The organism is Kitasatospora sp. NPDC101801 (assembly GCF_044766665.1).
Lineage (GTDB): Bacteria > Actinomycetota > Actinomycetes > Streptomycetales > Streptomycetaceae > Kitasatospora.
Map to the genome: position 1 here is coordinate 1 of NZ_JBIWML010000066.1, position 21,168 is coordinate 21,168.

The 21,168-nt window shown below is 71.1% G+C and carries 24 protein-coding genes and 2 pseudogenes; 13 read left to right on the plus strand and 13 right to left on the minus strand.

Annotated features, from left to right (window positions below):
• Both ACIRPK_RS35355 and ACIRPK_RS35360 read left to right on the plus strand, forming a co-directional pair.
• Positions 1–231, plus strand: a pseudogene (locus ACIRPK_RS35355) (IS5/IS1182 family transposase); the annotation flags it as partial.
• Complete coding sequence (locus tag ACIRPK_RS35360; RefSeq protein WP_403046648.1) at positions 228–626, plus strand: hypothetical protein; 399 nt, start codon at positions 228–230, stop codon at positions 624–626. The pseudogene ACIRPK_RS35355 and the gene ACIRPK_RS35360, both read left to right, overlap by 4 nt.
• Before the next feature lie 356 nt (positions 627–982).
• Here ACIRPK_RS35360 and ACIRPK_RS35365 read toward each other — a convergent pair whose 3' ends face one another.
• Positions 983–1,966, minus strand: a complete 984-nt coding sequence (locus tag ACIRPK_RS35365; RefSeq protein ID WP_403046651.1) for a hypothetical protein — start codon at positions 1,964–1,966, stop codon at positions 983–985.
• 749 nt (positions 1,967–2,715) lie between these two features.
• On the opposite strand from ACIRPK_RS35365, the gene ACIRPK_RS35370 reads away from it, so the two are divergent.
• The 5 genes from ACIRPK_RS35370 to ACIRPK_RS35390 all read left to right on the plus strand — a co-directional run bounded on the left by ACIRPK_RS35370 (position 2,716) and on the right by ACIRPK_RS35390 (position 6,390).
• Entirely contained in the window at positions 2,716–3,273 is a 558-nt protein-coding gene (locus ACIRPK_RS35370; protein WP_403046652.1) for a hypothetical protein, read from the plus strand.
• A 436-nt stretch (positions 3,274–3,709) separates the two neighbouring features.
• Positions 3,710–4,294, plus strand: coding sequence for an EF-hand domain-containing protein (locus ACIRPK_RS35375; protein WP_403046654.1), 585 nt, complete (start codon positions 3,710–3,712; stop codon positions 4,292–4,294).
• Positions 4,295–4,304: 10 nt separating this feature from the next.
• A complete protein-coding gene (locus ACIRPK_RS35380; protein ID WP_403046657.1) occupies positions 4,305–5,168 on the plus strand; it encodes a class I SAM-dependent methyltransferase in 864 nt (287 codons plus the stop codon).
• On the plus strand, positions 5,165–5,851 hold the full coding sequence (locus tag ACIRPK_RS35385; RefSeq protein ID WP_403046659.1) for a GNAT family N-acetyltransferase: 687 nt from the start codon (positions 5,165–5,167) through the stop codon (positions 5,849–5,851). The genes ACIRPK_RS35380 and ACIRPK_RS35385 overlap by 4 nt, the downstream gene beginning before the upstream one ends.
• A gap of 179 nt (positions 5,852–6,030) precedes the next feature.
• Positions 6,031–6,390, plus strand: coding sequence for a hypothetical protein (locus ACIRPK_RS35390; RefSeq protein WP_403046662.1), 360 nt, complete (start codon positions 6,031–6,033; stop codon positions 6,388–6,390).
• 150 nt (positions 6,391–6,540) lie between these two features.
• Here the strand turns inward: ACIRPK_RS35390 and ACIRPK_RS35395 are convergent, their stop codons facing one another.
• Complete coding sequence (locus ACIRPK_RS35395) at positions 6,541–6,789, minus strand: hypothetical protein (protein WP_403046665.1); 249 nt, start codon at positions 6,787–6,789, stop codon at positions 6,541–6,543.
• Positions 6,790–7,507: 718 nt separating this feature from the next.
• Between ACIRPK_RS35395 and ACIRPK_RS35400 the strand changes: the two genes are divergently transcribed.
• Together ACIRPK_RS35400 and ACIRPK_RS35405 are read left to right on the plus strand one after the other, a co-directional pair.
• Positions 7,508–8,131 carry a hypothetical protein gene (locus ACIRPK_RS35400; protein WP_403046667.1) on the plus strand — a complete coding sequence of 208 codons (624 nt, stop codon included), beginning with the start codon at positions 7,508–7,510 and terminating at the stop codon, positions 8,129–8,131.
• 1 nt (position 8,132) lies between these two features.
• A pseudogene (locus ACIRPK_RS35405) lies at positions 8,133–8,270 on the plus strand (XRE family transcriptional regulator); the annotation flags it as partial.
• Positions 8,271–8,513: 243 nt separating this feature from the next.
• Here ACIRPK_RS35405 and ACIRPK_RS35410 read toward each other — a convergent pair.
• The 3 genes from ACIRPK_RS35410 to ACIRPK_RS35420 all read right to left on the minus strand — a co-directional run bounded on the left by ACIRPK_RS35410 (position 8,514) and on the right by ACIRPK_RS35420 (position 10,141).
• Positions 8,514–9,086, minus strand: a complete 573-nt coding sequence (locus ACIRPK_RS35410) for a PASTA domain-containing protein (RefSeq protein WP_403046670.1) — start codon at positions 9,084–9,086, stop codon at positions 8,514–8,516.
• Entirely contained in the window at positions 9,083–9,631 is a 549-nt protein-coding gene (locus ACIRPK_RS35415) for a SigE family RNA polymerase sigma factor (RefSeq protein WP_403046672.1), read from the minus strand. The genes ACIRPK_RS35410 and ACIRPK_RS35415 overlap by 4 nt, the downstream gene beginning before the upstream one ends.
• Before the next feature lie 363 nt (positions 9,632–9,994).
• Positions 9,995–10,141 carry a hypothetical protein gene (locus ACIRPK_RS35420; protein ID WP_403046675.1) on the minus strand — a complete coding sequence of 49 codons (147 nt, stop codon included), beginning with the start codon at positions 10,139–10,141 and terminating at the stop codon, positions 9,995–9,997.
• Positions 10,142–10,156: 15 nt separating this feature from the next.
• Here ACIRPK_RS35420 and ACIRPK_RS35425 point away from each other — a divergent pair, with 15 nt between their 5' ends.
• Positions 10,157–11,242 (plus strand): hypothetical protein, encoded by a 1,086-nt coding sequence (locus ACIRPK_RS35425; protein ID WP_403046678.1) that lies wholly within the window; start codon positions 10,157–10,159, stop codon positions 11,240–11,242.
• A gap of 110 nt (positions 11,243–11,352) precedes the next feature.
• Here the strand turns inward: ACIRPK_RS35425 and ACIRPK_RS35430 are convergent, their stop codons facing one another.
• Both ACIRPK_RS35430 and ACIRPK_RS35435 read right to left on the minus strand, forming a co-directional pair.
• Positions 11,353–11,736: a hypothetical protein gene (locus tag ACIRPK_RS35430; RefSeq protein WP_403046680.1), complete on the minus strand. Its 384-nt coding sequence runs from the start codon at positions 11,734–11,736 to the stop codon at positions 11,353–11,355.
• A 94-nt stretch (positions 11,737–11,830) separates the two neighbouring features.
• Positions 11,831–12,184, minus strand: a complete 354-nt coding sequence (locus ACIRPK_RS35435) for a hypothetical protein (protein ID WP_403046682.1) — start codon at positions 12,182–12,184, stop codon at positions 11,831–11,833.
• A 95-nt stretch (positions 12,185–12,279) separates the two neighbouring features.
• Here ACIRPK_RS35435 and ACIRPK_RS35440 point away from each other — a divergent pair, with 95 nt between their 5' ends.
• The 3 genes from ACIRPK_RS35440 to ACIRPK_RS35450 are packed head-to-tail and all read left to right on the plus strand — an operon-like array spanning position 12,280 to position 14,471.
• The gene (locus ACIRPK_RS35440; protein ID WP_403046685.1) at positions 12,280–12,519 is read left to right on the plus strand and encodes a hypothetical protein; all 240 of its coding nucleotides are present in this window, start codon (positions 12,280–12,282) and stop codon (positions 12,517–12,519) included.
• Positions 12,520–12,536: 17 nt separating this feature from the next.
• Positions 12,537–13,784, plus strand: coding sequence for an arginine deiminase (locus ACIRPK_RS35445; RefSeq protein ID WP_403046687.1), 1,248 nt, complete (start codon positions 12,537–12,539; stop codon positions 13,782–13,784).
• Positions 13,785–13,814: 30 nt separating this feature from the next.
• Positions 13,815–14,471 (plus strand): MarC family protein, encoded by a 657-nt coding sequence (locus ACIRPK_RS35450; protein ID WP_403046689.1) that lies wholly within the window; start codon positions 13,815–13,817, stop codon positions 14,469–14,471.
• A 1,358-nt stretch (positions 14,472–15,829) separates the two neighbouring features.
• Here ACIRPK_RS35450 and ACIRPK_RS35455 read toward each other — a convergent pair.
• From ACIRPK_RS35455 to ACIRPK_RS35480, 6 genes are all read right to left on the minus strand, one after another.
• Positions 15,830–16,177, minus strand: coding sequence for a bifunctional DNA primase/polymerase (locus ACIRPK_RS35455; RefSeq protein ID WP_403046692.1), 348 nt, complete (start codon positions 16,175–16,177; stop codon positions 15,830–15,832).
• Between the two features lie 4 nt (positions 16,178–16,181).
• The gene (locus ACIRPK_RS35460; RefSeq protein WP_403046695.1) at positions 16,182–16,517 is read right to left on the minus strand and encodes a hypothetical protein; all 336 of its coding nucleotides are present in this window, start codon (positions 16,515–16,517) and stop codon (positions 16,182–16,184) included.
• Between the two features lie 355 nt (positions 16,518–16,872).
• Positions 16,873–17,412 carry a hypothetical protein gene (locus tag ACIRPK_RS35465; RefSeq protein WP_403046698.1) on the minus strand — a complete coding sequence of 180 codons (540 nt, stop codon included), beginning with the start codon at positions 17,410–17,412 and terminating at the stop codon, positions 16,873–16,875.
• Complete coding sequence (locus tag ACIRPK_RS35470; RefSeq protein ID WP_403046700.1) at positions 17,412–19,889, minus strand: multiprotein-bridging factor 1 family protein; 2,478 nt, start codon at positions 19,887–19,889, stop codon at positions 17,412–17,414. Before ACIRPK_RS35470 ends, ACIRPK_RS35465 begins: the two co-directional genes overlap by 1 nt.
• A gap of 13 nt (positions 19,890–19,902) precedes the next feature.
• The gene (locus ACIRPK_RS35475) at positions 19,903–20,535 is read right to left on the minus strand and encodes a hypothetical protein (RefSeq protein ID WP_403046701.1); all 633 of its coding nucleotides are present in this window, start codon (positions 20,533–20,535) and stop codon (positions 19,903–19,905) included.
• Positions 20,536–20,649: 114 nt separating this feature from the next.
• Positions 20,650–20,805, minus strand: a complete 156-nt coding sequence (locus ACIRPK_RS35480) for a hypothetical protein (protein WP_403046703.1) — start codon at positions 20,803–20,805, stop codon at positions 20,650–20,652.
• Positions 20,806–21,168 lie beyond the last annotated feature (363 nt).

A 21,168-nucleotide genomic window follows, 5' to 3' on the forward strand; every position in this document is an offset into this window, starting at 1 on the left:
GTCCGCCGCAACCCGGCCGACCAGGGCAAGGGCTTCGTCCCGCAGCCGAAACGGTGGGTGGTGGAGCAGACGAACGGCACTCTGATGCTGCATCGACGCCTGGCTCGCGAGTACGACCACAGGCCCGACACCTCCGCCTCACGCGTCTACTGGGCCTCCACCGCGAACATGACCCGCCGCCTCACCACACCAACCCCGGCCTGGCGCGACACCCTCCAACTGGCCGCGTGAACGTCACCGAACTCCTCGCAGACCTCCAGAGCCGGCAGGACGAGACCGCCGCCCGGGCCGCAGAACTACGCGCCCGAATCGAGGAGCTCGCCGCCGACCTGACCGAGACCGAAGCGCGCCTCACGGACCTGACCACCACCCGAAAGATCATCGCGGAGGTCACGCCGGCAGGAACCGAAGCCGAACCACCCGAGACGACCACCACCTACCAGGCCATCGTGAACGCCTTCAACCAGCACCCCGACCAGGCATTCCGGGCACGCGAGCTGCACGAACTCCTCGGAATGCCCACCCACGAGACGTCCGTCAACATCACCCGAAGCCGCCTCGGACGCCTTACCCGCCAAGGCTTCCTCACCCAACCCCAACAAGGCCACTACCAGAAACGGACTTAACGTCCACTCAGACCCGGCGATCGCCCGCTAGCAGGCCTGGGTCGCCGCTGTGACCCTCAACCAGGCCTCCGCCAGGGTCAGTGACTTCGCCGCAGCCGCCGTCGGCGAGACCGGCTGGTTGCAGTACGTCATCGAGCCCAAGGCCGACGGCGGTCACATCGGCGACACCGGGTCAACCTCGACGACCACCACGTCGAAGCGATGCTCGGCTTCACCATCAGGCCCGAACACCAGGGCAACGGCCACGCCGCCGAGGCGGCCAGCGGGTCCTAGACCACCCCCAGTCCTGGGCCGTCATCGGCTGACGAACCACCGGCACACCAGCGCCGCTGGTCAACCGGTCAGGCCGAACTGACCTAGAACGCCAGGAACAGCAGGCAGATGACACCGAGTCCGATCCCCAGGACGGCGAGGACGGACAGCACGCGGGCCCGTGGCTGCTCCGGAACGACGGGTCGGGCCGTGTACCACTGGCCCTGGCGCTCCGCCGCCCTGCACGCCTTCGTCTTCGGCTGCGCGCGCAGCAGGCGGTCGGACGGGAGAAGGATGTCGCCGTACGTCGGGCGCGGCCGGCTGTCGGGCAGCCCGGTGATCGGGGCTGTGCCCGGCTCCGGCAACGCGGGCACCGCCGCCGGCCACGGCAGCGGTGGCAGCTGCGGCTGCGGCCAGCCCTGTGACTGGTGTCCGTCCCAGGGCTGAGCCGGATCGTCGTCCAGCCAGGTGGTGGGCGCCGGGTCCCACTCGCCGTTGCCGCCGCGCAGGAGCAGCGCGCCGTTCCCGCGCCGACGCCAGCGCCGGTCGTGCACGTCGGTGAAGTCCACGTGGATGTCGGCGAAAGCGGGCCTGGTCCCGTCCGGCAGCCCCGGCACCGGAGCCACCAAGGTCCCGGCCCGGGGGTCGTACGAAGCGAGGTCCGGTGGTACTGACAGGTCCAGGCCACCCGGGGTGATGTCGGTCTCCCGCCAGTACACCCGGACGTCCGTCACGGGGAACCGGCCCCGGTAGCCGGCCCGCACCACGTTGCGCTCCGCCTCGACGGTGAAGTGCCGGGCGTGGGCGAGGAGGAGCCGACGCTCGCGGGCCCGACCGGTGTTCCCCTCCTGCGCCACCCGCTGCTGGCCCGCTTCGACGGCGCGGCGCTCCGCCGCCTGGGCCCGCCGCTCGGCCGCCTCCGCGAGGCGCTGGGCCCGTTCGGCGTCCTCGGTCTGCCGTTGGAGCTGTGCCGCCTGCAGGCGCAGCAGCGCGACCTGGCTGCGGTAGCCCGCGACACCGATTCCGACACCCGCCAGGGTGCTGACCGCCCCCACCACAGCGACGATCGTCTCGATCACCCTGATCACCTCAACTCCTCCGTCGGCGAACAGCTTGCCCGTCCACCGACAGGTTTGTCCGGAGAATCGGGTCACCCGTCAGCCATCGGGAGACCGCTGACGGGTCTGGCCTGACAGCGGACGGGATGTCCGCGCAGCCGTTCCGGCGCCTGGGGAGAGCTGCCGGAACGTCATGCATCGTGACAGCGTGTCGGGCATGAGTTCAGATGCTGCAGCGAGTTACGGGGCGTTGTGGACGGCTACAGTGCGCCCTGCTCGGGCCGTCCGTCTCATCGCCGAGGGCAGTGAAGAGGATTTCCGATGTGCTGCGCAGGAGGCCTGCACGCGGTGGGCGGGGCCTGTGAGCTGCTCGTTCAGGTGGGGCCCCGGTGGGTCGATCAGCGATGAGCATCGCCGAGTGGTCGAACTGGCAGCCCCCGAGCGGTACTCCAGGATCTGGGCGTTCGAGGTCGCGGACGCCCGCCGGACCACGGTGACCAGACCGGGGTGGCCGGCCGCCGGACTGGCGAGGACCGCGAAGGTGTCGCCGGAAGCGTGGCCAAGATGCGGTCGCCGCTGGGGCGGTCGCTTACGGCCGACCCGCTCCCCGCTGCGGACGGACGGGGCACGGGTGAGTGGCCCCAAGGCGGTGCCCTCCGCAGGTTGGCGAGATGAGGGCCTGACCGTGCCGGGCGGGTTCGGCCGGCACGGGGGCACACCATGCACACTGACCAGCCCACCTGGATCGCGATCCGGACGAACGGGCCGCGGACCCCTTCGTGGGCTGGGTCGGCCCTCACATCGACCCCGCGCCCGCGCCGCCGCGCCCCCTGACAGACCCCTCCCCGGCCGCAGTCTGGCACCCCGGCACCTTGGGCTGCTGCGAGGCTGCTGCACGCGCCGTTCGAGCTGTAGCCCCGCCAGGCCACCGTGCCACCCCCCGAGGACGCGGAGGCCGCTGGCGTCCTGTCGATTTGAGGGTCGACGGGGCCCGGGCTGCGGCTTGGGGCGAGCCGCGCGGGGTGGAGCTGTGGTCGCGGCGCGGGCACCGCCTCACCGATCGCTACCCGGAGCTCGGCCCGGCCCTGGCGGCCGCCGTGCCGGTTGGGATGACGGTGGACGGCGAGGTGTGCGCCTGGGCGAACGGCCGACTCGACTTCCGTCAGCTGCTGCGCTCCCCGACGAAGCGGCGCGCGGCCGGCCTGGCCCTCTCCTTCATGGCGCGGGAGGTCCTGTCGCTGCCTGGGAGGGCAGCGTCCGCGGGCGGCCTCTTTCGAAGAGGCGTGCTCTCTTCGAGGAGTTGCTCTCCAGGGCCGGGCCGCAGGGGCAGGCAGTAATGGCCACCCGCTCCCGGCCCAGGCCCTCACCTGGTACGACGGCCTGCTGGAGGCCGCGGCAGAGGGGATCTTGTGGCCAGGGTTTGCCGCTGACCGGTTGACCGGTCGGCTGTGCGGTGGTGCTCGTCGGTTGGGGTGGGCTCTGCCGGGGCCACAGCCCACCGCTGCCGTGGCCAGCCCGGCCCTGTCACCCTCCCACATTCCCCCCGCCGGCCGTTGTTCCGCTTCACCCGCGCTGGTGAACCCCGTGCCGAAACAGCCTGTCATCGCGGAGGGGACCTCTAGCGTTCCCGCGAGATGCCGCGCGCCCAGAGGGCGGGCGGCCTGTGGACCGAGGAATGAAGACGACGATGACCAGTGCCGTGATGGACCGTAAGTTCAGCGCCCTGTTCGACTGGCTCGACCAGGACGCGACGGGCACCTGACGCAGGACGACATGCAGGCGACGGCGAATGTGTTCGCCCAGGTGGCCAGGGACGAGGACCACGTCAGCGTCACGGCCATCCACGAGGCGTTCGAGCAGTGGTGGCAGTTGCTGCTCCAACACGCCGACACTGACGGCGACGGCCGCCTCTCCCACGCGGAGTTCACCACCGCGATGGCGGACAAGGTCACCGCGCCCGAGCACTTCGAGAGCGCGGTGATGGCGATCGCCGACGCGGTCATGGCGGCCGCCGACACCGACGTCGACGGTGTGCTGAGCCTCGCGGAGTACGTGTGCCTCTACGAGGCGCTCGGCGTACCGGCGCAGACCTCCGCGCCGGCGTTCGCGAGGCTCGACCTGAACGGCGACGGCGTCATCAGCTATCAGGAGTACCGGGCCGCCATCGTCGAGTTCTGCCTCAGCACCGACCCCGACGCCCCTGGCAATTACCTGCTGGGTCCGCTCAGCCTGGCGGCTGAGCCGCGAGCCGGTCCGGCCCGCCCCGTCAAAAGGCACCCGTGTACGAGGCCAGCTGAAGGAGTGATCTGTGCGCTCGGACGAGTGACGCGCCTTGCTCCGCCGCCGAGGGGTCTGTGATGGTCGTCGGATGGACGGACGGAAGCGGAAGGTCAGCCTGGCCGGCGTCGGCGAGACGACGCTGTGGACGCTGCACCACCGTGCTCTGGCCGCGAGGAACCCCGGGTCGGCGCTGCTGGACCCGAAGGCGATCGAGCTGGCCGACGCGATCGACTACCCCTTCGAGCAGCGGTTCGGCACCGGCCGGTGGGGCCTGGCGCAGGGGATGGCGGTACGGGCACGCTGTTACGACCAGGAGGTGCGCCGCTTCCTCCGGGAGCACCCGGACGGCACGGTCGTCTCGCTCGGGGAGGGACTGGAGACGCAGTTCTGGCGGGTGGACAACGGCAGGGTGCGGTGGCTCGCGGTCGACCTCCCCGAAGTCGCGGAAGTCCGGCAGCAGCTGTTGCCGGATGCGCCGCGCCACCGCACGCTGCCCTGCTCGGCCACCGACGAGCGGTGGATGGACGAGGTCGACCCCTCCCACGGGGTGCTGATCATCGCCCAAGGGATGTTCATGTACCTCCCCTCGGATGTGGTGCACCTGCTCATCGCAGGGTGCGCCGCACGCTTCCCGGGCGCAGAGCTGATCTTCGACACCCCGCCGGCCTGGATGGCTGCCCGCACCGTCCGCGGGCGGTGGCGCTACCCCGCCGGATACCGGCCGCCGCCGATGCTCTGGGGCATGACTTCGGCGGAACGGCGCCGACTGCGCGCGGTGCACCCGCAGGTGGCCGGGGTGCGCGCGGTTCGGGAGCCCCGGGGCCGGGGTGTCCTCTGCGGGTGGGTCCTGCCACTGGCCGGCCTTCTCCCCGTGATCCGCGCACGAAAACCACTCTGGGTCACGGGCGTGTCCTTCGGCCTGACGGATCATCACCGAGGAGTCACCACATGACGGATCACCTGGATGTCGAGCTAAGGCAGGACCGCCGGTGGGCTCCGCCCAACCGGTCTCGGGCGGAGGACGCGGTCCGGCTGCCACGGCTCCCGAAGCAGCGTTCCGTGCTCATCGAGGGCACCGCCCTGCGACTGCGGGAGTTCCTGCCCGGCGATGTCGACGGTGTGCTGGACATCTTCGGCGACCCCCGCACGACCCGCGAGTTCGGCATGCCGCCCTTCGGGCGCGCCGAGGCTACCGCGTTGGTCGAACAGGCCAGGGTCGGCGCCGGACAGATTCCCCGCACGCACTACCGACTGGGCGTCAGCGAGATCGCCACGGGCGAGCTGATCGGCTCGGCAAAGCTGATCGTCGAGGACCAGTCGGGCGAAGGCGGCATGGTCCGCGTCGGCTACCGCAGCGCCGAGGTGGGCCTGGCCCTGCGCGCCGACCGGGTGAGCTCCGGCCACAGCATCGAGATCGGTTTCCTGCTGGGCGTTCTGGGCTTCGACCGGCTCGGACTCCATCGCATCTGGGCGGGATTCATGCCGTCCAACATCGCTGCGCAGCGAGCCATCGAGAAGGCCGGCATGGTCCGGGAAGGACAGCTCCGCCACTACGGCCACGTCGACGGCGTGTGGCACGACATCGTCCAGTACTCCATCCTCGAAGACGACTGGACAACTCTGCGCGGCCGCTAAGCGAACACGACCGCCCCGCAGCAGAGCAACCTCCGGTCCGCGTCCGCAGGCCGGTTGCCCACGCAGGAGGCCGGCCAGGGCCCGGCGGGAGTAGGCCTGCCCTTGGCCGCGGCTCCAGCCGGGGGCCGGCATCCGGTGCGACTGTCTGTACGTGCTGGGCGTCCTCAGGCATACGGTCAGTGACCGGCTGTGCACAGGTAATCTGCGCGAAGTCGCTGGCGGGCCAGTACGTGGTGACCACGCCGTCCAGGTCGACCTGGGTGAAGGTGCGGCACACCGCCACGGTCGACGCGCAGTTGGTGGGGGTGACCAAGCCGGCCCGGCGCCCGGAGACCGCGCTGGTGCGACTGCCGGACGGCCGCCAGGAGGTCACCACCCCCAGGCTCACTGCGGTTCAGGCCGCCCGGCTCGCCGAGGCCGTCACCAGGCGGCTGCGGCCGTCGACCGAGGGACCGGGCGGCGCGGGTGCATTCTTCGTCGCAGTTCAGGGCTCGTCTGCGGCTGTTGGCACGTGCCCAGCCGTTCGGCAGGCACCCTGAACAAGCAGCCGTTTCGGTCGACTCCGCTATGACTGAGCGGCGGAGTTAGCCCATTCGGCCAACTCCGCCGCTCACTTCGAATCCCACTGAGGTCCGGGGCTGTGCAGCCACAGCAAGTTCGGCACACCCTCAGCCGGCGCTTCCGGGCCGTCAGTCGTCCTCGTTATCGACCCTGATGAGTTCATTGTCGTCGTCGTCGAGGAAGTCCGACACGAGGGCTTCCATGAGTTCGTCCTGTTCGATGCGTCCGGCCCCGACGAGGTCTCGGTCGAAGTCTTCGTCCACGACCCTGACGCCACCGGCCACTGGAGCGGGCTCGGCGGCCTGAGCGGTCCCCGACAGAGACAGGGCGGCGCCCGTCAGGGCGAGCGCGGCAAGCGCGCGCTTGGTGTTCTTCATGCCATGTCAACGATCTTGAAGCGGCAGGGGTCACTGGACACCGCTCCGCCCCGACGCGGATCGCCGGCTCCTGGCGGCCACCGGCGTACGGGCCGTACGAGTACGGCAAGCCCGAACACGAAGCGGTCTTCGACCGAGCGCCTTCATCGCGCATTTCAGCGGACCAGGCCGACTGAGAGGCCGGGTACATGCGGTGGCGCCATGAGAACCCGGACCTCTCGCGGCCGACATCGCCAAGGCCGCCGAGCACACCCGCCGCTGACGTCCCTTACGTGCCCCACCTGCCTGAACAGGGGGAGATATGAGGGAGGTACGTGGTGGTCCACCCCACTGTGCCTCACGTGCCTGCACCCGAAATCCGACCCAAGATGACCGCCGCGGCCGCCCGCCCGCACCGTCAACCTGGGGGCCTTGAGACGGCCCCGGCCCTGACCGACGCCCTCCGAGGCCCGGCCGGTGACCGCCAGCCGGACCCGCGCCCCCGGCCGGGCCCCGGCCACGACAAGGGCGGAGTCGGTCTTGCGGGTGATGGTGACGAGCTTCTCCGCCACCGCCGGGGCCACCGCACCGAACGGGCAACTGGAGTCCCGACGGGTTCCTCTGAGGCGGTCTACGCCGGTGGAAGTGCATGTCAGCTGGTCAGCGCGCTGCGCTGGTAGCTCACTCGTTGGTGTGAGATTCCTGGTGTTACTGTCAGATTCCTGGAGTTACTCGCCTGATGTCCCGGTTCGTGGTGGATTCTCGAAGTCGCCTGGAGCTGATCGGGACTCGGCCGGCCGACAGTCCGGCAGGCCCGGGTGCGCTGCTGGTCGAGCCGGGCCTGGCCGATGTTGTGACGCTTCAGCGCCGGGCCACGGCAACGGTTTCGGCGGACGACGAGCGGTCGTTCCTCCTGGACACCATGGCGGAGTACACCTGGGCCCGAGACGTCGCCGGGCTGGCGGCCACTACCCTGCAGCGGCTGCAGCAGCCCGTGGTGGAGCTCTGCTCGTTCTACGACCTGATGCCCTGGCACCTGACCCCACGTCACCTGGACCGCTACTTCGCCGGCGAGGGCCGTCGGGGCGGATCGACGATCCGCTCGAAGATCGGCCGGATCGACTCGTACTTCGCGTTCCTGGAGCAGCGGTACGCCGGGGAGATCGCGCGGCGGTTCGGGGCGGTGGTGGAGTCGCCCGTCGATCCGTTCAACCGGCCCCGGCACCGCGGGGACTTCGGGCTGCGGATCCCGCCTTCGCGCAGGGCACTGCGGGAGTTCTTCGCCTCGTGGCGAGGCGAGCTTCCGGCCGCGCGCAAGTGGGCGGTGGCGGCGCGCGACCGACGGCTCGGTGGAGAGGTGTGACGTGAAGTGGAACCTTCGCTGGGCCGCGGCCCAGCGCGACATCTGGCGCCCCACCCAGTTGCTGGTGGTGTTCGAGGAGGCGGGCTTCACTCCGTCGTTGAGCAAGGTCGCGGCGTTGTGGAGCGGCAAGCCGGTCACGTAGACCATGACGGGTCCAGAGATCATGAACTCTACAAGCTCGCCGAAACACGGCTGGAGGGGAATATTCCGCATAGAATTCCTCGGCTTTCTCGCGACTCATTTGCAGCAACGTGCCGAGCGAGCTGCGCGGCTGACGGCATCGGAGCCCGCCACCCGCAGCCGTTCCCCCGCTCCGGGTGGCTCCCCTGCCCGGCAGGACGGGGCGCCGTCCGCCGGTGCACGGGCCGAAGGGCCCGGTCGCTCAGGTTCTGCCGGGTTTGCCCGTCGAGACCAGCAGGAGGACGGACGAGCCCGGTGCCACCGGTTCTGCGCCGCCCCGGGGGGCACTGCTGATCACCTGCCCGGCGGGAGCGTTCCAGTCCGTGTGCCGCATGATCGTGCAGCTCAGTCCGAGTCCGCGCAGCAGGCTTCCGGCCTGTTCGACCGGCATGCCGGCCAGGTCCGGCAGCGCGATACCCGCTCCCGCGGTCTGCTCCTGTGTCGGAGTCGCATCGGCGCTTCCGCTCTTGGGGGTGCCGGTGGCGAGCGGGGTGCACGCCCCGGTCGCCGGTGGGGACAGGGACAGGGAGGCGCCGGGCGCGGGCGGCACGGGCTTCAGCGCGAAGAACCCCACCGTGGCGCACGCCAGCACGCAGCACGCCGCAGCGGTGCCGAGGAGCGCCCGGCGGGTGCGGCTGCGGCTGACAACTCGCTCGATCGCGGCCGCGTCGACGAACGGCGCCGTCGGCCCGTCGGCGAAGGAGGCCACCGCGGCACGCAGCTCGTCTTCGAGGCCCGGCTCGAACGGGGCGGGTCCGGACGACGTGTTCCTCACTTCGTACCTCCGAAAGCGGCCGACGGGGTGTGCGGCGCCTGGGCGCCCGATACGGAATCGCGCAGTTTGGCCAGGCCGCGGGCGAGCTGGGACCTCACCGCACTCGAAGAGATGTCCAGGACGTCGGCGACCTGCCGGGCGTCCAGATCGTGCAGGTAGTACAGGACCACCACGCTGCGCATGCCCATCGGCAGCCCGAGCAGTGCCTCGACCAGTTCCGCGCGCAGATCCACCTGCCCGAACCGGTCCCGGGGGTCGGCCGTCTCGGGCACCCCCGACAGCCCGGGGCGCTCGCCCAGGCGCGACAGCCGCCGCCAGCGGTCGTTGGCCAGGTTGACCAGCACTTTGCGCACGTACGCCTCCGGCGAGTCCGCCACCGCGACCTTCCGCCACTGTCGGCACGCCCGCTCCAGCGCCTCCTGCACCAGATCCTCGGCCACGTGCACGTCACCGGTCAGCGCATACGCGGTGCGGAACAACGCTCCCGACCGCTGTGCGACGAACTCCGTGAATCCGTTGCCCGGACCGCTCCTGCGAAACCTCACCCGCCGACCTCCTCTCCTCGTCCCGTCCCGATCGCTGCCCCTATGACGGCGGAACGGGGCCGGGTGCTGCACCGAGCCGCCGGCAGTGACGTGAATCACAGCTGGGACGGAAGGGTGTCCCAGGACCTCGCGCCGCTGCCGCCCGGGGTGGGGGCGGGGCCCGGCGTCCCGCGCGGGCGGAGCGGAAACGGGCTCGGGCTCCGACCGGCCGCCCGTCGTCACGGAACGCGGGCCGCCCCTCTCCCGGGAGGCGAACTGGCGAGTCCGGCCGCCCGGGGGTTCAGTTCTCCGGGATGCCCGGCCTGGCCGGTGGGGGCGGTGGGGCTGCGGCGAAGTGGTCTCCGCCCTGGCCGGCTCTGGGTGTCAGTCCTCCCACAGCTCGGTCATCTCGCGGTCGCAGTGGTAGCAGTACCTGGATGCGCCGTCGGCCAGGTCGAAGAACAGCCCCGGGTTCGCCTTGTGCATCGCGGCCCCGACACCCGCACCGACCCGCGCCTGCTCCCGCTGCACGACCTGCTCGTCGGGATGGACCGGCCCAAGGGCCGCCTCGTCTGGCTGAACAACCCGCCAGTCCCCGCGCTGCTGAGGGACCTCGCCACCGGCAACATCGCCCTCACCCACGAGGCTATCCAGCAGGAGCCGAGCTGGCGGACCACCGCCTACCTGCGCGATCTGCTCATGGAATGCGACGTCCTGCCCCGCCAGGACCGCCGGCTCCTTCTCTTCCGACGCTGGCTGGCCGAACGGCTCGCGGCGATCACGGACCCCGAACACGAGCAGTTCCTGCGGTACTTCGCCCACTGGCACCAGCTCCGCAAGCTGCGCGTCAAGGCCGACACCGGCCCGCTGAGCGTCAGCACCGCCAGCGAACACCGCCAGCAGATCACCCAGGCCGGCGCCTTCCTCACCTGGCTCACCCACCGAGGCAGCACGCCGGCAACGGCAACCCAAGCCGATCTCGACGCCTGGCACACCGAGAACTACGCCACCCGCCACGCGGCGCAACCCTTCCTGCGCTGGTGCATGGACACGCAGCGCATGCCGCGCCTGGCCATCCCCTATCAGGCGACGGCCAACCCACTACCGCTGGGCCAGCACCAGCGGTTGACCGCCCTCCGTTGCGTCCTCGGCAACGAAACCGCGCCGCTGAGGGTCCGGGTCGCCGCCGGTCTCGTCCTGCTGTTCGCTCAACCCCTCACCCGCGTCGTCCGCCTGACGACCGGCGACGTCTTGGACGACGGCCAGCAGGTCCACCTCCGACTCGGAGACCCGCCCTCGCCCCTGCCCGAGCCTGTCGCCGCTCTCGTTCGCGGCTACCTTCGCTCACTCCCGGCCCACGTACCGGCGGTGAACCTATCCACCCGCTGGCTCTTCCCCGGCCGCCGCCCAGGCCAGCCGATGAACCCGAACAGCTTGCTCGGCCCCCTCCGTGACCCTGGTGTCCCGGCCCAGCGAGCACGCACTCCGCCATCCGGCATCTCGTCCTCCAGGCGGCCCCCGCGCCGGTCATCGCCAAGGCCCTCGGCTACCACGACAAGACCGCCACCAGGCTCGTCACCGAGGCTGGCGGCACCTGGAGCCGATACGCCCCCCGGCGACCACACACGGTGACAGCACCATCGCCCGGCATCAGGAATACACGACACTTCAACATGCGCGCCTACCAGTCTCAACCCCCATGATCAACCGGGTCGCCCGGAACACGCCCGGGCTTGCCATCACTAGGCCAACCCACCATCGGGTACGCCGCCACTGAACCGCCGGATTCGAGGAACCCGTCGTCTTCGTAGCAGCAGTAAGCCGACTCCGTCCGCGAGCGCGGTGGCGACGGCTGCCCACTGGTCGCCGGCGTCTTCGACGGCCAGCAGGTGCTTGAGGGCGACGCCGAAGTCGGCGGCCGCCAGGAGGCCGAGTTGGTCGAGGCCGACGGTGGCGCACCAGGTGCCGGCCGCGGTGGCGGCGGCGGTGAGGGCGAGCATCAGGGCGGTGCCGCCGCCGGTGATCGCGGGCGGGCAGGAGCCCGGCGAGGCGGGCAGAACCGGGACCATCGTGCTCGGCTGGGCGAGCTGGAGACGGGGGGCCAGGGCGGTGAGGGCGGCTTCCACTCATCAACCCTCGAACGCATGAGCGTACGCGGGCCATCACCCCGCGATGGCGAGATCACCGCAGGTGCCGCCCCTGACGGCCCGTCAGTACCCGCTACGGCCGGAGCTGGCCAACACCCTTGTCGCAGGTGCACAGGTGGGCGGTGGGGCAGGACAGGCAGCCGCGGACGTCGACCAGGTGCACGACGGCGTCGAACAGCTCCCGGGCCCGCTCCACGGAGCCGACGCCGTTGAACGTGGCGTACTCATCCACCATGCCGGTGCTGCCGTTGCCGATGTGGGCGCGCAGGTAGGCGAGCGCGGCGAACTCGTCGGACGGGAGCGTCTGCGCGCCGAGGGGGATGCACGCCTTCGGGACGAGGTCGCTCGCGATGTCCCCGCCGAACAGCCACCGCTCCCCCGGCTTTGCGGGCCGGCGAGCCGCTTCCCTGATCTGATGCAGGAACAATGCGGCAGGTGCGGGGGCGGCAGGATGTCGACTATGAGGGAGTTCGTTACTAGATATAACTGATCTGGGCATTCCTCCGGCTGCGGAGGATCGTCGTGGACCTCGATCTCCTTCGTTCGCTCTCTGTCGCGTCGGATCTGGTGGTATCGATCCATCTCGACACCAGCAGGGAGGACCAGGACGCAGACCACCGGTTGAAAGTCACCTGGCGTGCCTTGCGGCGTGACCTCGAACAACAGGGTGCGGACGAGCCGACGCTCGCGCTGCTGGACAGCACTGTCGGTGGATCGCCCCACCTGGTGGTCCACAGGGTGAGTCGTTCCTGCGAGAACTGAGAATGATCATGACTGATGTGACAACGGAACCCATCGGTGTCCACTCGGAAGTCGGACGGCTGCGGAAGGTACTGGTGTGCGCGCCGGGTCCGGCGCACCGCCGGCTGACCCCGACGAACTGCGACGACCTGCTGTTCGACGACGTGATGTGGGTGGAGAACGCGCAGCGTGACCACGCCGACTTCGTCAACAAGCTCCGCGGCCGCGGGGCGGAGGTCGTGGAGCTGCACGACCTGCTCGCGCAGACGGTGGCGGAGCCCGGGGCGCGGGACTGGCTGCTGGAGCGGAAGATTACCGTGAACGAGGTCGGCCTTGGCCTTGTCGACGGCACCCGCGCGTATCTGGAGACACTCGCGCCGCGGGAGCTGGCCGAGTTCCTGATCGGCGGTCTGGCGACCACCGATGTGCCGGAGGACTTCCGTACCGGGTACGTCGGCCTGGCCCGGGAGTCGGCGGGGGTGCGCGAGTACTTGATGCCGCCGCTGCCGAACACGCTCTACACCCGCGACACCACCTGCTGGTTGTACGGCGGCCTCACCCTCAACCCGCTGTACTGGCCGGCCCGGCACGACGAGACGCTTCTCATGAAGGCGATCTACACCTTCCACCCCGACTACAAGGACTCCACCGTGTGGTGGGGCGACCCGGAGCGGGCCTGGGGACAGGCCACCTTCGAGGGCGGCGACATCATGCCCGTCGGAAACGGCGTCGTGCTGATGGGCATGAGCGAGAGAACCTCCCGACAAGCGATCACGCAGGTCGCCGCCGCCCTCTTCGCCCAGGGCGCGGCCGAGCACGTTGTGGTCGCAGGGATGCCCAAGCTGAGAGCCGCGATGCACCTCGACACGGTGTTCACCTTCGCCGACCGCGACATCGTCACCCAGCACCCGGCGATCATGAACGCGGTGCACACCTTCTCCCTACGCCCCTCCGACCGGGCGCCGGGCGTACAGGTCATCGACGAAGGCAGCGCCGCGTTCACCGAGGTCGTGGCCAAGGCGCTGGGCCTGGGCAGGGGACTGCGGGTGATCGAGACCGGCGGCGACGTCTACACCTCGGAGCGCCAGCAGTGGGACAGCGGCAACAACGCCGTCGCCGTCGAGCCCGGCGTCGTCTTCACCTACGACCGCAACACCACCACCAACACCCTGCTGCGCAAGGCCGGCGTCGAGGTCATCACCATCGTCGGCGCCGAGCTCGGGCGCGGGCGCGGCGGCGGGCACTGCATGACGTGCCCTGTCGTCCGCGACCCCGTCGACTACTGACCCGCGCACCTTCACACCGAGGAGGTACCCGTGTCGGAGTTCCACTGGGGCCACGCCCTGCTTCTGTTCCTGGCGCTGTTCGCGCTGTACAGCCCGATCGCCGCCCTGTCCTCCTACCTGCCCTACATGGAGGGCTACACCCCCAAGGAGCAGCTCAAGCTCTCCTTCGGCTTGTTCTGCAACGTCACCATCCTCATGCTCCTCGCTCTGTGGGTGGGGGAGCCGCTGCTGGAACTGCTCGGCATCAGCACCGCCGCGCTCTCCGTGACGGGTGGTATCGCGCTGATCCTGGCAGCGGTGCCGATGATGACCGGCTCCGGATCCTCGCCCCCAGTCCCCAACGGCACCAAGGCGGCCAGAGGCCCGAACGCGCCGTGGCGCTCCATCGTCTTCACCCCGCTGACCTTCCCGCTCACCTTCGGCGGCACCACCTTCGGCTTCTTCGTCGCCTACCGCGCCGACGTCGCGGGGTGGAAGGCCGGCACCGCCATGACCGTGGCGGGCTTCGCCTACGCCGCCGTCACCGGCATCACCCTCTACCTGTCCGGGCACCTGGTACGCCGCGTCTCGGCGAGCACCGCGGCGATCCTGGACCGAGTCGCCGGCATCCTGCTCACCGCCATCGCCGTCACCCTGATCGCCAGCGGCGGCACCCGTCTGGTCGACGACGTCCTCAACGCCCTGTGACCATGTCCGCCTCCCTGACCGCCCGCAGCACCGCCCGGCATCGTCGTCTGCGTGTGCACCATGATCTCCATCAGTCACCGCCCCGCCCAGGACGAAGGCGCGATGATCCTGGACCGCACGGTATGGCGGCGCGCCCCCGACTACACCCGCCTCTCCGCGACCTACACCTTCGTGGCGCAGGTCGCCGACGACCGGTTCGACACCTGGAGCACGCCCGCCGGCGCCTGGCCGCGATCCGCCGCCGCAACCCCCCCGTACCCGAGCTGGCTCATCTCCCTGGTCCTGCTCCAGCCTGTCCGCTATGCAGGCCTCGAAGTCACGGACTGCGGCGGCCGTGCCTTGGTTGTAGGACGCGTCGGTGCTTTCCCAGTCGCTCCGCCCGGCGGCCAAGTTCTCCAGCACCCGGGTCCGGTTCCGCCACCACTCGCGGACGGTCTCCGCCGTCCAATGCTGGTCACCGTCGCATCCGTAGCCGCCCCATGGATCGTCGCCGACCCCTTCGATCACGGGCAGGGTCTCGGCGGCGTTCCGGGGTTGGCGACAGACGAACTCGCCGAACCGTTCGCCGTCGTAGTGCACGTGTCCCGGGGCGGCAATCCGGGCCGTCAGGCAGTTTGTCGGTCCCATCGCCGTAGAACGGCCCGGGCACGTTGAGCCAGTGCCGATCCGACCAGCACCCCTGGAACAGGCTCCGGTCGGCCGCCAGAACGGACGTCGGGTCGAAGTAGCGCGTCATGCGCCCGGCCCAGGAGCTTCGTTCGATCCGCCGAGCGGCGTTCCGGGCGCTGGAGATCTCAAGGATCAGACCCAGGTGACCAGCATGCTCAACCCGGTGGACCTTCGCGGTCACGCCACCAGTCGCCCGGTACGGCGCGGCCGCCGCGGAGCGGATGACGCTGGAATCCCTCGGCTCGAACAGGCACGGCCGGGCGGTGGCCGAGCTGGAACTGACGGAGGTAGCGGGCGGCGGGGGCCGCCACCTGCTCAACTTGTTCGAGCTCACTCTGGCGAACTGGGCGGGCGACGCGCGCAAGGGGGACGTCCATGCCATCGGCGTCCTGGGCCGCACCGTGCTGCAGGTCATCCTGGCCGTCGGCCCGCCGACCTCCGACAAGGAGATCCAGAACCTCCGGGTGACGGTCCTGCTCGCCACCCTGCGGCTGCGCGCGGCACACACGATCAGGCCACGCCCAAGTTCGGACCGCGTCGGCCGATCCTCTGGCACCTGGTCTCCCGGTGGGGGCGGCGGCGGTGGCAGGCGGCCGGGCCCGGGAGGGATGGGAGGCGCTCAAGGAGATCGACCCGCTGGCCCGCCGCCCACACTCCGTCACAGACGAGGCACCAATCCCCGCAGCTCTTCAGCAACTGCATTGGCCGCCGACGGCCCCGGGCCCACCGGCCCTCCTCGTTCCGCCCGGCTGCCGGAAGGCCGGCCTTCTCGGCCGACGAGAGTCGGCGGCCAGGGCGGCGAGGACGTCGCGGGTGGCGCCCTCGACGTCCAGGTCCAGGTCCAGGCCGAGCAGGGAGCTGGCCCGACAGCTGACGCCGATGTTGTCGCCCTCGCGCCACCAGCGGCGGACCTGCTCCCGGTGGGTCGAGCACCGCGCGCTCCAGCCACCAGGTTCGGGGCGGCGGCCGCCGGGCGGCAGGGCCAACACGGCCAGGCCGCGCTGTGCCAGGTCGACTGCCGCTTCCGTGGTCTCCACCGGGTCAGCAGGCACAGGCGTACTCGTGGTCGGCGCCGCAGTCGCAGCAGTGGAAGCCCTCGATCACGTACCCGCACCCCTCGCAGCCGAAGTCGAAGTCCGCCAGGTCGTCGTCGTGCTCGTCGGTGTCCGCGCTGTCGGCAGCGTTGCGCTGCTGTGCGAGGAGGTCGACGGCGGCTCTGTAGGTGGTGATGTCCTCGTAGCCCTCGAAGATGTCGCACAGGAGGATGTGCTCGGCCTTGTCGGGGTGGTCGAGCAGCGCGATCGCGTCGGTGTGCGTCAGCTTGTAGGCGGTCTTGATCGCGGCGAGTGCGCTCTTGCGGGCGTGGTCCTTCGACATGGCAGGCCCCTCCCAGGGCTGCGGCGATCCCGTGACCCGCCGCGCAGGAAGGCGTCGGCCAAGAAGCTATGGAACTGGCGGCTCGGCGCGGGGCACCTTCGGCCGCGTCCGGTCACGGGCCGGACGGTCGCCGGGCCTGGCGAGCCGGGCCCACGGTCACAGACCGCACGTTCACGGTAGCGGGCAGCGCCGACAAGGATCGGCGGAACGCGGTGAGCCATCTCCGGGGGCCGGCGCCTCACTCCTGGGAGCCTCCGATGAGCGACGTCCGGGGTCTCGCATCAGGGCCTCTCCTTCGTCAGACAGGGTGCGGGGCGGCCCTGGTGCGGGCCGCCCCGGGGACTCGGGTGGCGGATCAGCTCAGGTCGAAGTCGTCGGGGTCGAACGTGAAGTCATCGGGCTCGAAGCCGCCGTATTCTCCACCGTTGAAGTAGTCGGCCAGCGCCCCGCCGATCACCTCGCGGACCTCCCCCTCGTCCTGGGCGCGGGCGAGGGCGGCGGCCTGGTCGCCGGTCAGCTCAAGGTGGACGTCGCGCTGCCGAACCGCGTCGGAGCCGCGGATCTCGAACGTCATCGTCCGCCCGACCCGGGCGCGCACGCCGGAGATCCTGCCGCGCTGCGCCAGCTGCTTGGCCTTGCGCTCGCGGCCGCGCTCGGTGGTCTGCACCTCGATCGCGTCCAGGCGCAGCTTCTCCTGCCACTTGACGGGGTGGCGGGAGCCGTCGATCCACCGCTGGACGGTGCGGGGCGAGACGCCGTAGGCGGCGGCCATGTCCTTGGTGCTGCCGCCGTACTTCCGGTCGCGGACCTGCCCGGCCTGGGTGGTGGACTGCACCGGGGCCTTGCGCGAGGGGAAAAGTGCCTCCCTGACCCGCCCGAAGATGCCCTTCGCCATCAGTGGCCGCCTTCCTGCTCGTCGGTGCCGGCCGGCTCAGCTGCGGTCTGCTCGGCGTCGGCCTGGCCGGGGCCGATGTAGGTGCCGTCGGTGGCGTAGTGGTGGACCAGCTTGGACGGGTGCTCACGGCGTCCCAGCGCCTCGATCACCGCGGGCAGCGGGATCGACGACTCGTGCTTGTGGCTGCCCGGCGCGATTCCCAGGCGCAGCGCGCCCGGCACAGGGGTGCCGTCGTCCCTCACCGGCAGCAGCTCCAGCGGGGACGCCTCGTCGGTGGCGTAGAGGTAGGAGTCGACGTTGACGGCGAGCGGGGCCCGGCCGGTCAGCAGGAAGGTCTTGCGCAGGCGGCGGTGGGCGGCGATCCGGGCGGCCGCGATGATGGTGAAACGGATCTCGGACCGGTACGACCACTTCGAGGCGACCTGCTCCGACCACTCCTCGTCGGTGAGGTGCCGGGCGGAGTCCGACCACTTTCCGATGCCGCCCTTGTAGACGTTCTTGTAGGCGCCGGCGAGGACGAGGGCGTCCGCGCGGCCCGGGTCGTCACCGGTCTCCTTGTGCGCGGCGTAGGCGGCCAGGAACTCCTCCGGCGCCTGGCCGTCGACCAGGCCGAGGTCGGCGTAGGTCCGCTTGTAGCCGCCCCGGATCCGGCCGGTCCACTCCTTCAGCAGCGGGACGGTGTGGGTGGAGATGTAGGCCTGGGTGATGGTGGCCGGGTCGAAGCCGTAGGTGCCGGCCATGTACGCCACCGTCGGGGTGGCGTACCAGCTGGGCCCGGTGGGCGGCCGGCCGTGGAAGGTGGCCGGGTGCGGCAGCAGCTCGTCCACCGGCGTGGTGGTGAAGTCAGCCCACCAGAAGCCCGCGTCCTTGCCCCCGTTCCACGCCGGGCCCTGCACCAGCTTGAGCGGCCCGGCGGGCAGGCGCAGGGAGTCGGTGACGGACAGGTAGGAGGCGCAGACGTCGACCGCGACCACCCACGGCCGGACGGACTCCTCCGGAGTGAGCTCGCGGGCCCACCACTTGTAGTCCTCCTCCTCGCACACCGCCTCGCCGGCGGCGAGCAGCTTGCGGGTGGCCGGGTGGCGGGCTCCGGCGACCGGCGGCACCGCCACGTCGCCCTTCGGGAGCGCCCCCTCGCGCAGGTGCGCGGACCACTCCCCCGTCGCCGGGTCCTTCACCCACTCCTCACGCGGGCGCACCGCGTCCAGCAGCAGCATCCCGGTGGAAGCCGTCGTCGCGCCGGGCGCGACCCCGAGGTCCGCGGTGAACGCCCGGAAGCGCCGGGCGAACGTCGCCCCGTCCACCGCGCCGTCGGGGCCGGTGGCCAGGGCGGCCGCGAGGGTGTTGGTGGCCTGCTGGCGGGCGTCGCCCTGGCCGAGCCACGGGGCGACCAGGACGCCGATCGACGTCTTCTGGCCGCCGGCCGAACCGGCCCGGCGGAAGGCCCGGAAGCTCGGCCCGATCTGTGCGGACACCTCCATGCCGACCGTGGCCGCCGCCTTCGCCAGCTTCGCCTGCAGCGCCGCCAGCGCCTTCTCCGTCGCCGGCAGCGCGGCGGGCAGACCGAGGAGCTTGAGCGCACCCGCCGTCAGGCACACCGTGCCGTCACCGCCCCGGCCGGACGGGTGGGCCCGCTCGATGCGCAGCGGCAGCCCGGTGCCCAGCCACGCGAACCAGTCGCCCAGCTTGGTCCCGGCCGGTGCCGGGATCTGCGGGACGTCCAGCACCCAGGTGCCGTCCTCGGCGACATCGAGGGCGACCATCGGCCACCACTTCGCGGCCGCCGCCGGGGCGACCGGAGCAGCGGGAGCTGCCGGACGAGCCGGACGCGCAGCTGCCGGGCGGGCCGGGGTGCGGGACGCGGCCGGGCGCCGAGCGGCCGGGGCGGTGATGGCCACCGGAGCCGGTACGGGCGCGGGCCGGACCGGCTCGGCCGCAACCGGCACCGGCGCAGCAGCGGGCGCGGCCGGGATGGCCGGGGCGGACTGCTGCCGGGGTGCGGTGGAAGCCGGGGCGACATGGGTGGCGGGGCGGCAGAAGCCGCCGAGGTGCATCGGGCGCCCCTGCGCTCGATAGACGGAAGGCTGGCCGCACTGCACACATGGCGCGGCCGGGCCCATCACCAACGAGCCGTCCTGGTTCTGGTCCAGCATCCCCAGTTGCGGCGCTCCGTCGGCCTCTCCGGACGTGGCCATCATCGGCGCCGAAGTGGCAACGGGCGGGGCCGGGGTGGCGGGGAAGCGGGCGGCGAGGCCGTCCAGGAGACGGACGTAGGCCGGGGCGAGGTCCGGTCCGGGAACGGCGGTGCCGTCCTCCCAGCCCTTCACCAGGCTGGAGTTCACCCGCAGCGCGACCGCGACCTGAGTGACACTCAGACCGGCGGCCAGGCGCAGCCGCTGGCGCTCTGCCGGGCCGGGCAGGCCGGTGCGCACACCCGAGAGCAGGGCGTCGACCGAGTCGAAGAGCTCGTCGGACATCAGCGGGTTCTCCTCAGCGTCCGTTGGAGCGGGTCGGGTCGAGGCGGGGGTCGCCGAGCAGCGCGTCGAAGACCCGCCCGGAGACGCAGGCAGTCAGGCGCAGCTCCGGGTGGCGCAGGGTGTAGCCGGCGGAGCGGCCGAGGTCGGCCCGAGCGATCGGCACCTGCGGACGGTAGTAGAAGGTCAGCTCCCGGCCCGCGAACCCGGTTCCCGACTCGGCCTCCGGGGCGGGCGGCAGGGTGAACTCCGGCAGGCCGGTCACGTCCAGCTCGGGGTCGGGGTGGAGCGCCTCATCACCGTCGGCGCGGAAGGCGACGACCAGGTCGACGCCGCCGGTTCGGCGGTCGCGGGGCAAGCCGTGGCCCTCGAGGACCCGGGCCAGCTGGGAGGGCGCCACGGCTGCCGCGAGGCCCAGGGCACGGCGGTTGGAGTAGCCACCGGTGGCGTCGGCTCGGGACATCGCCAGTTCCTTGACCACGTTCAGGTACTGGGTGACCCGGCTGATCCGGGCGACCAGGCCGGTCAGCTCGTCGAAGTCGCACGCCTGCGGCGGCTCAACCAGCTGCTCACCGCGCAGTGCGGCGAGCAGCGCGTGAGCCAGGTCATCGGGCACCTCAAGGCGCTCGCCACCGATGCTGATCCTCACAACAAAACCACCAAAGAGTAGAATATATCAATATGCTACGCCTACCCATTTTAGTAGTCAACGAGAAAGGGCGCGCGGGCCTCGCCGTACGCCCCTCGGCAGCTCGGTCGGGGGTCAGGCCGCCCAGACCGTCCGACGGTCGCGCCAGTGGGCGAACAGGACCTTCCAGTGGTGACGGGCCCGGCTAGGCGCCGCCCACTTCCGGTCGGACAGGTCCTCCAGCACGATCCGCACCTCCAGGTCCAGCCAGCGCGAGCGGCAGGAGATCATCGTCTGTCAGGGCTGCCAGAGCCGTCGAGGCGCTCACGTTTGGTGGCCCCGTCGTTCGGCGGCATCGGTAGTCCGAAAACCCGGTGCCGAGCGTGGTCAGGTCCCGGTGGCCCTTCCGATGCCAGCCGAGGATCACATCGCTCACGGCTTCGCGCAAGGTCATCACCGACTTCTACAACACCCGCCGCAGGCACAGCGCGGCCGGCGGGCTACGAGCCAGCAACCATCGGGAAGACCTGGCCGCGTAAGGAAGGCCTCTACGAAACCCCAGGGCTCGGTCATGATCCTCGACCTATTCAGCTAAGTAGCTGACTGACCATGGCCGTTGGGGCGATGGTCGGGCCATGGACCTACAGACCATGG

Coding starts and splice junctions, on each gene's coding strand:
- ACIRPK_RS35375 (WP_403046654.1), top strand. CDS start 3,710: ATGCAGGCGACGGCGAATGTGTTCGCCCAGGTGGCCAGGGACGAGGAC.
- ACIRPK_RS35380 (WP_403046657.1), top strand. CDS start 4,305: ATGGACGGACGGAAGCGGAAGGTCAGCCTGGCCGGCGTCGGCGAGACG.
- ACIRPK_RS35385 (WP_403046659.1), top strand. CDS start 5,165: ATGACGGATCACCTGGATGTCGAGCTAAGGCAGGACCGCCGGTGGGCT.
- ACIRPK_RS35395 (WP_403046665.1), bottom strand. CDS start 6,789: ATGAAGAACACCAAGCGCGCGCTTGCCGCGCTCGCCCTGACGGGCGCC.
- ACIRPK_RS35400 (WP_403046667.1), top strand. CDS start 7,508: ATGTCCCGGTTCGTGGTGGATTCTCGAAGTCGCCTGGAGCTGATCGGG.
- ACIRPK_RS35425 (WP_403046678.1), top strand. CDS start 10,157: ATGGACCGGCCCAAGGGCCGCCTCGTCTGGCTGAACAACCCGCCAGTC.
- ACIRPK_RS35460 (WP_403046695.1), bottom strand. CDS start 16,517: ATGTCGAAGGACCACGCCCGCAAGAGCGCACTCGCCGCGATCAAGACC.
- ACIRPK_RS35465 (WP_403046698.1), bottom strand. CDS start 17,412: ATGGCGAAGGGCATCTTCGGGCGGGTCAGGGAGGCACTTTTCCCCTCG.
- ACIRPK_RS35470 (WP_403046700.1), bottom strand. CDS start 19,889: ATGTCCGACGAGCTCTTCGACTCGGTCGACGCCCTGCTCTCGGGTGTG.
- ACIRPK_RS35480 (WP_403046703.1), bottom strand. CDS start 20,805: ATGATCTCCTGCCGCTCGCGCTGGCTGGACCTGGAGGTGCGGATCGTG.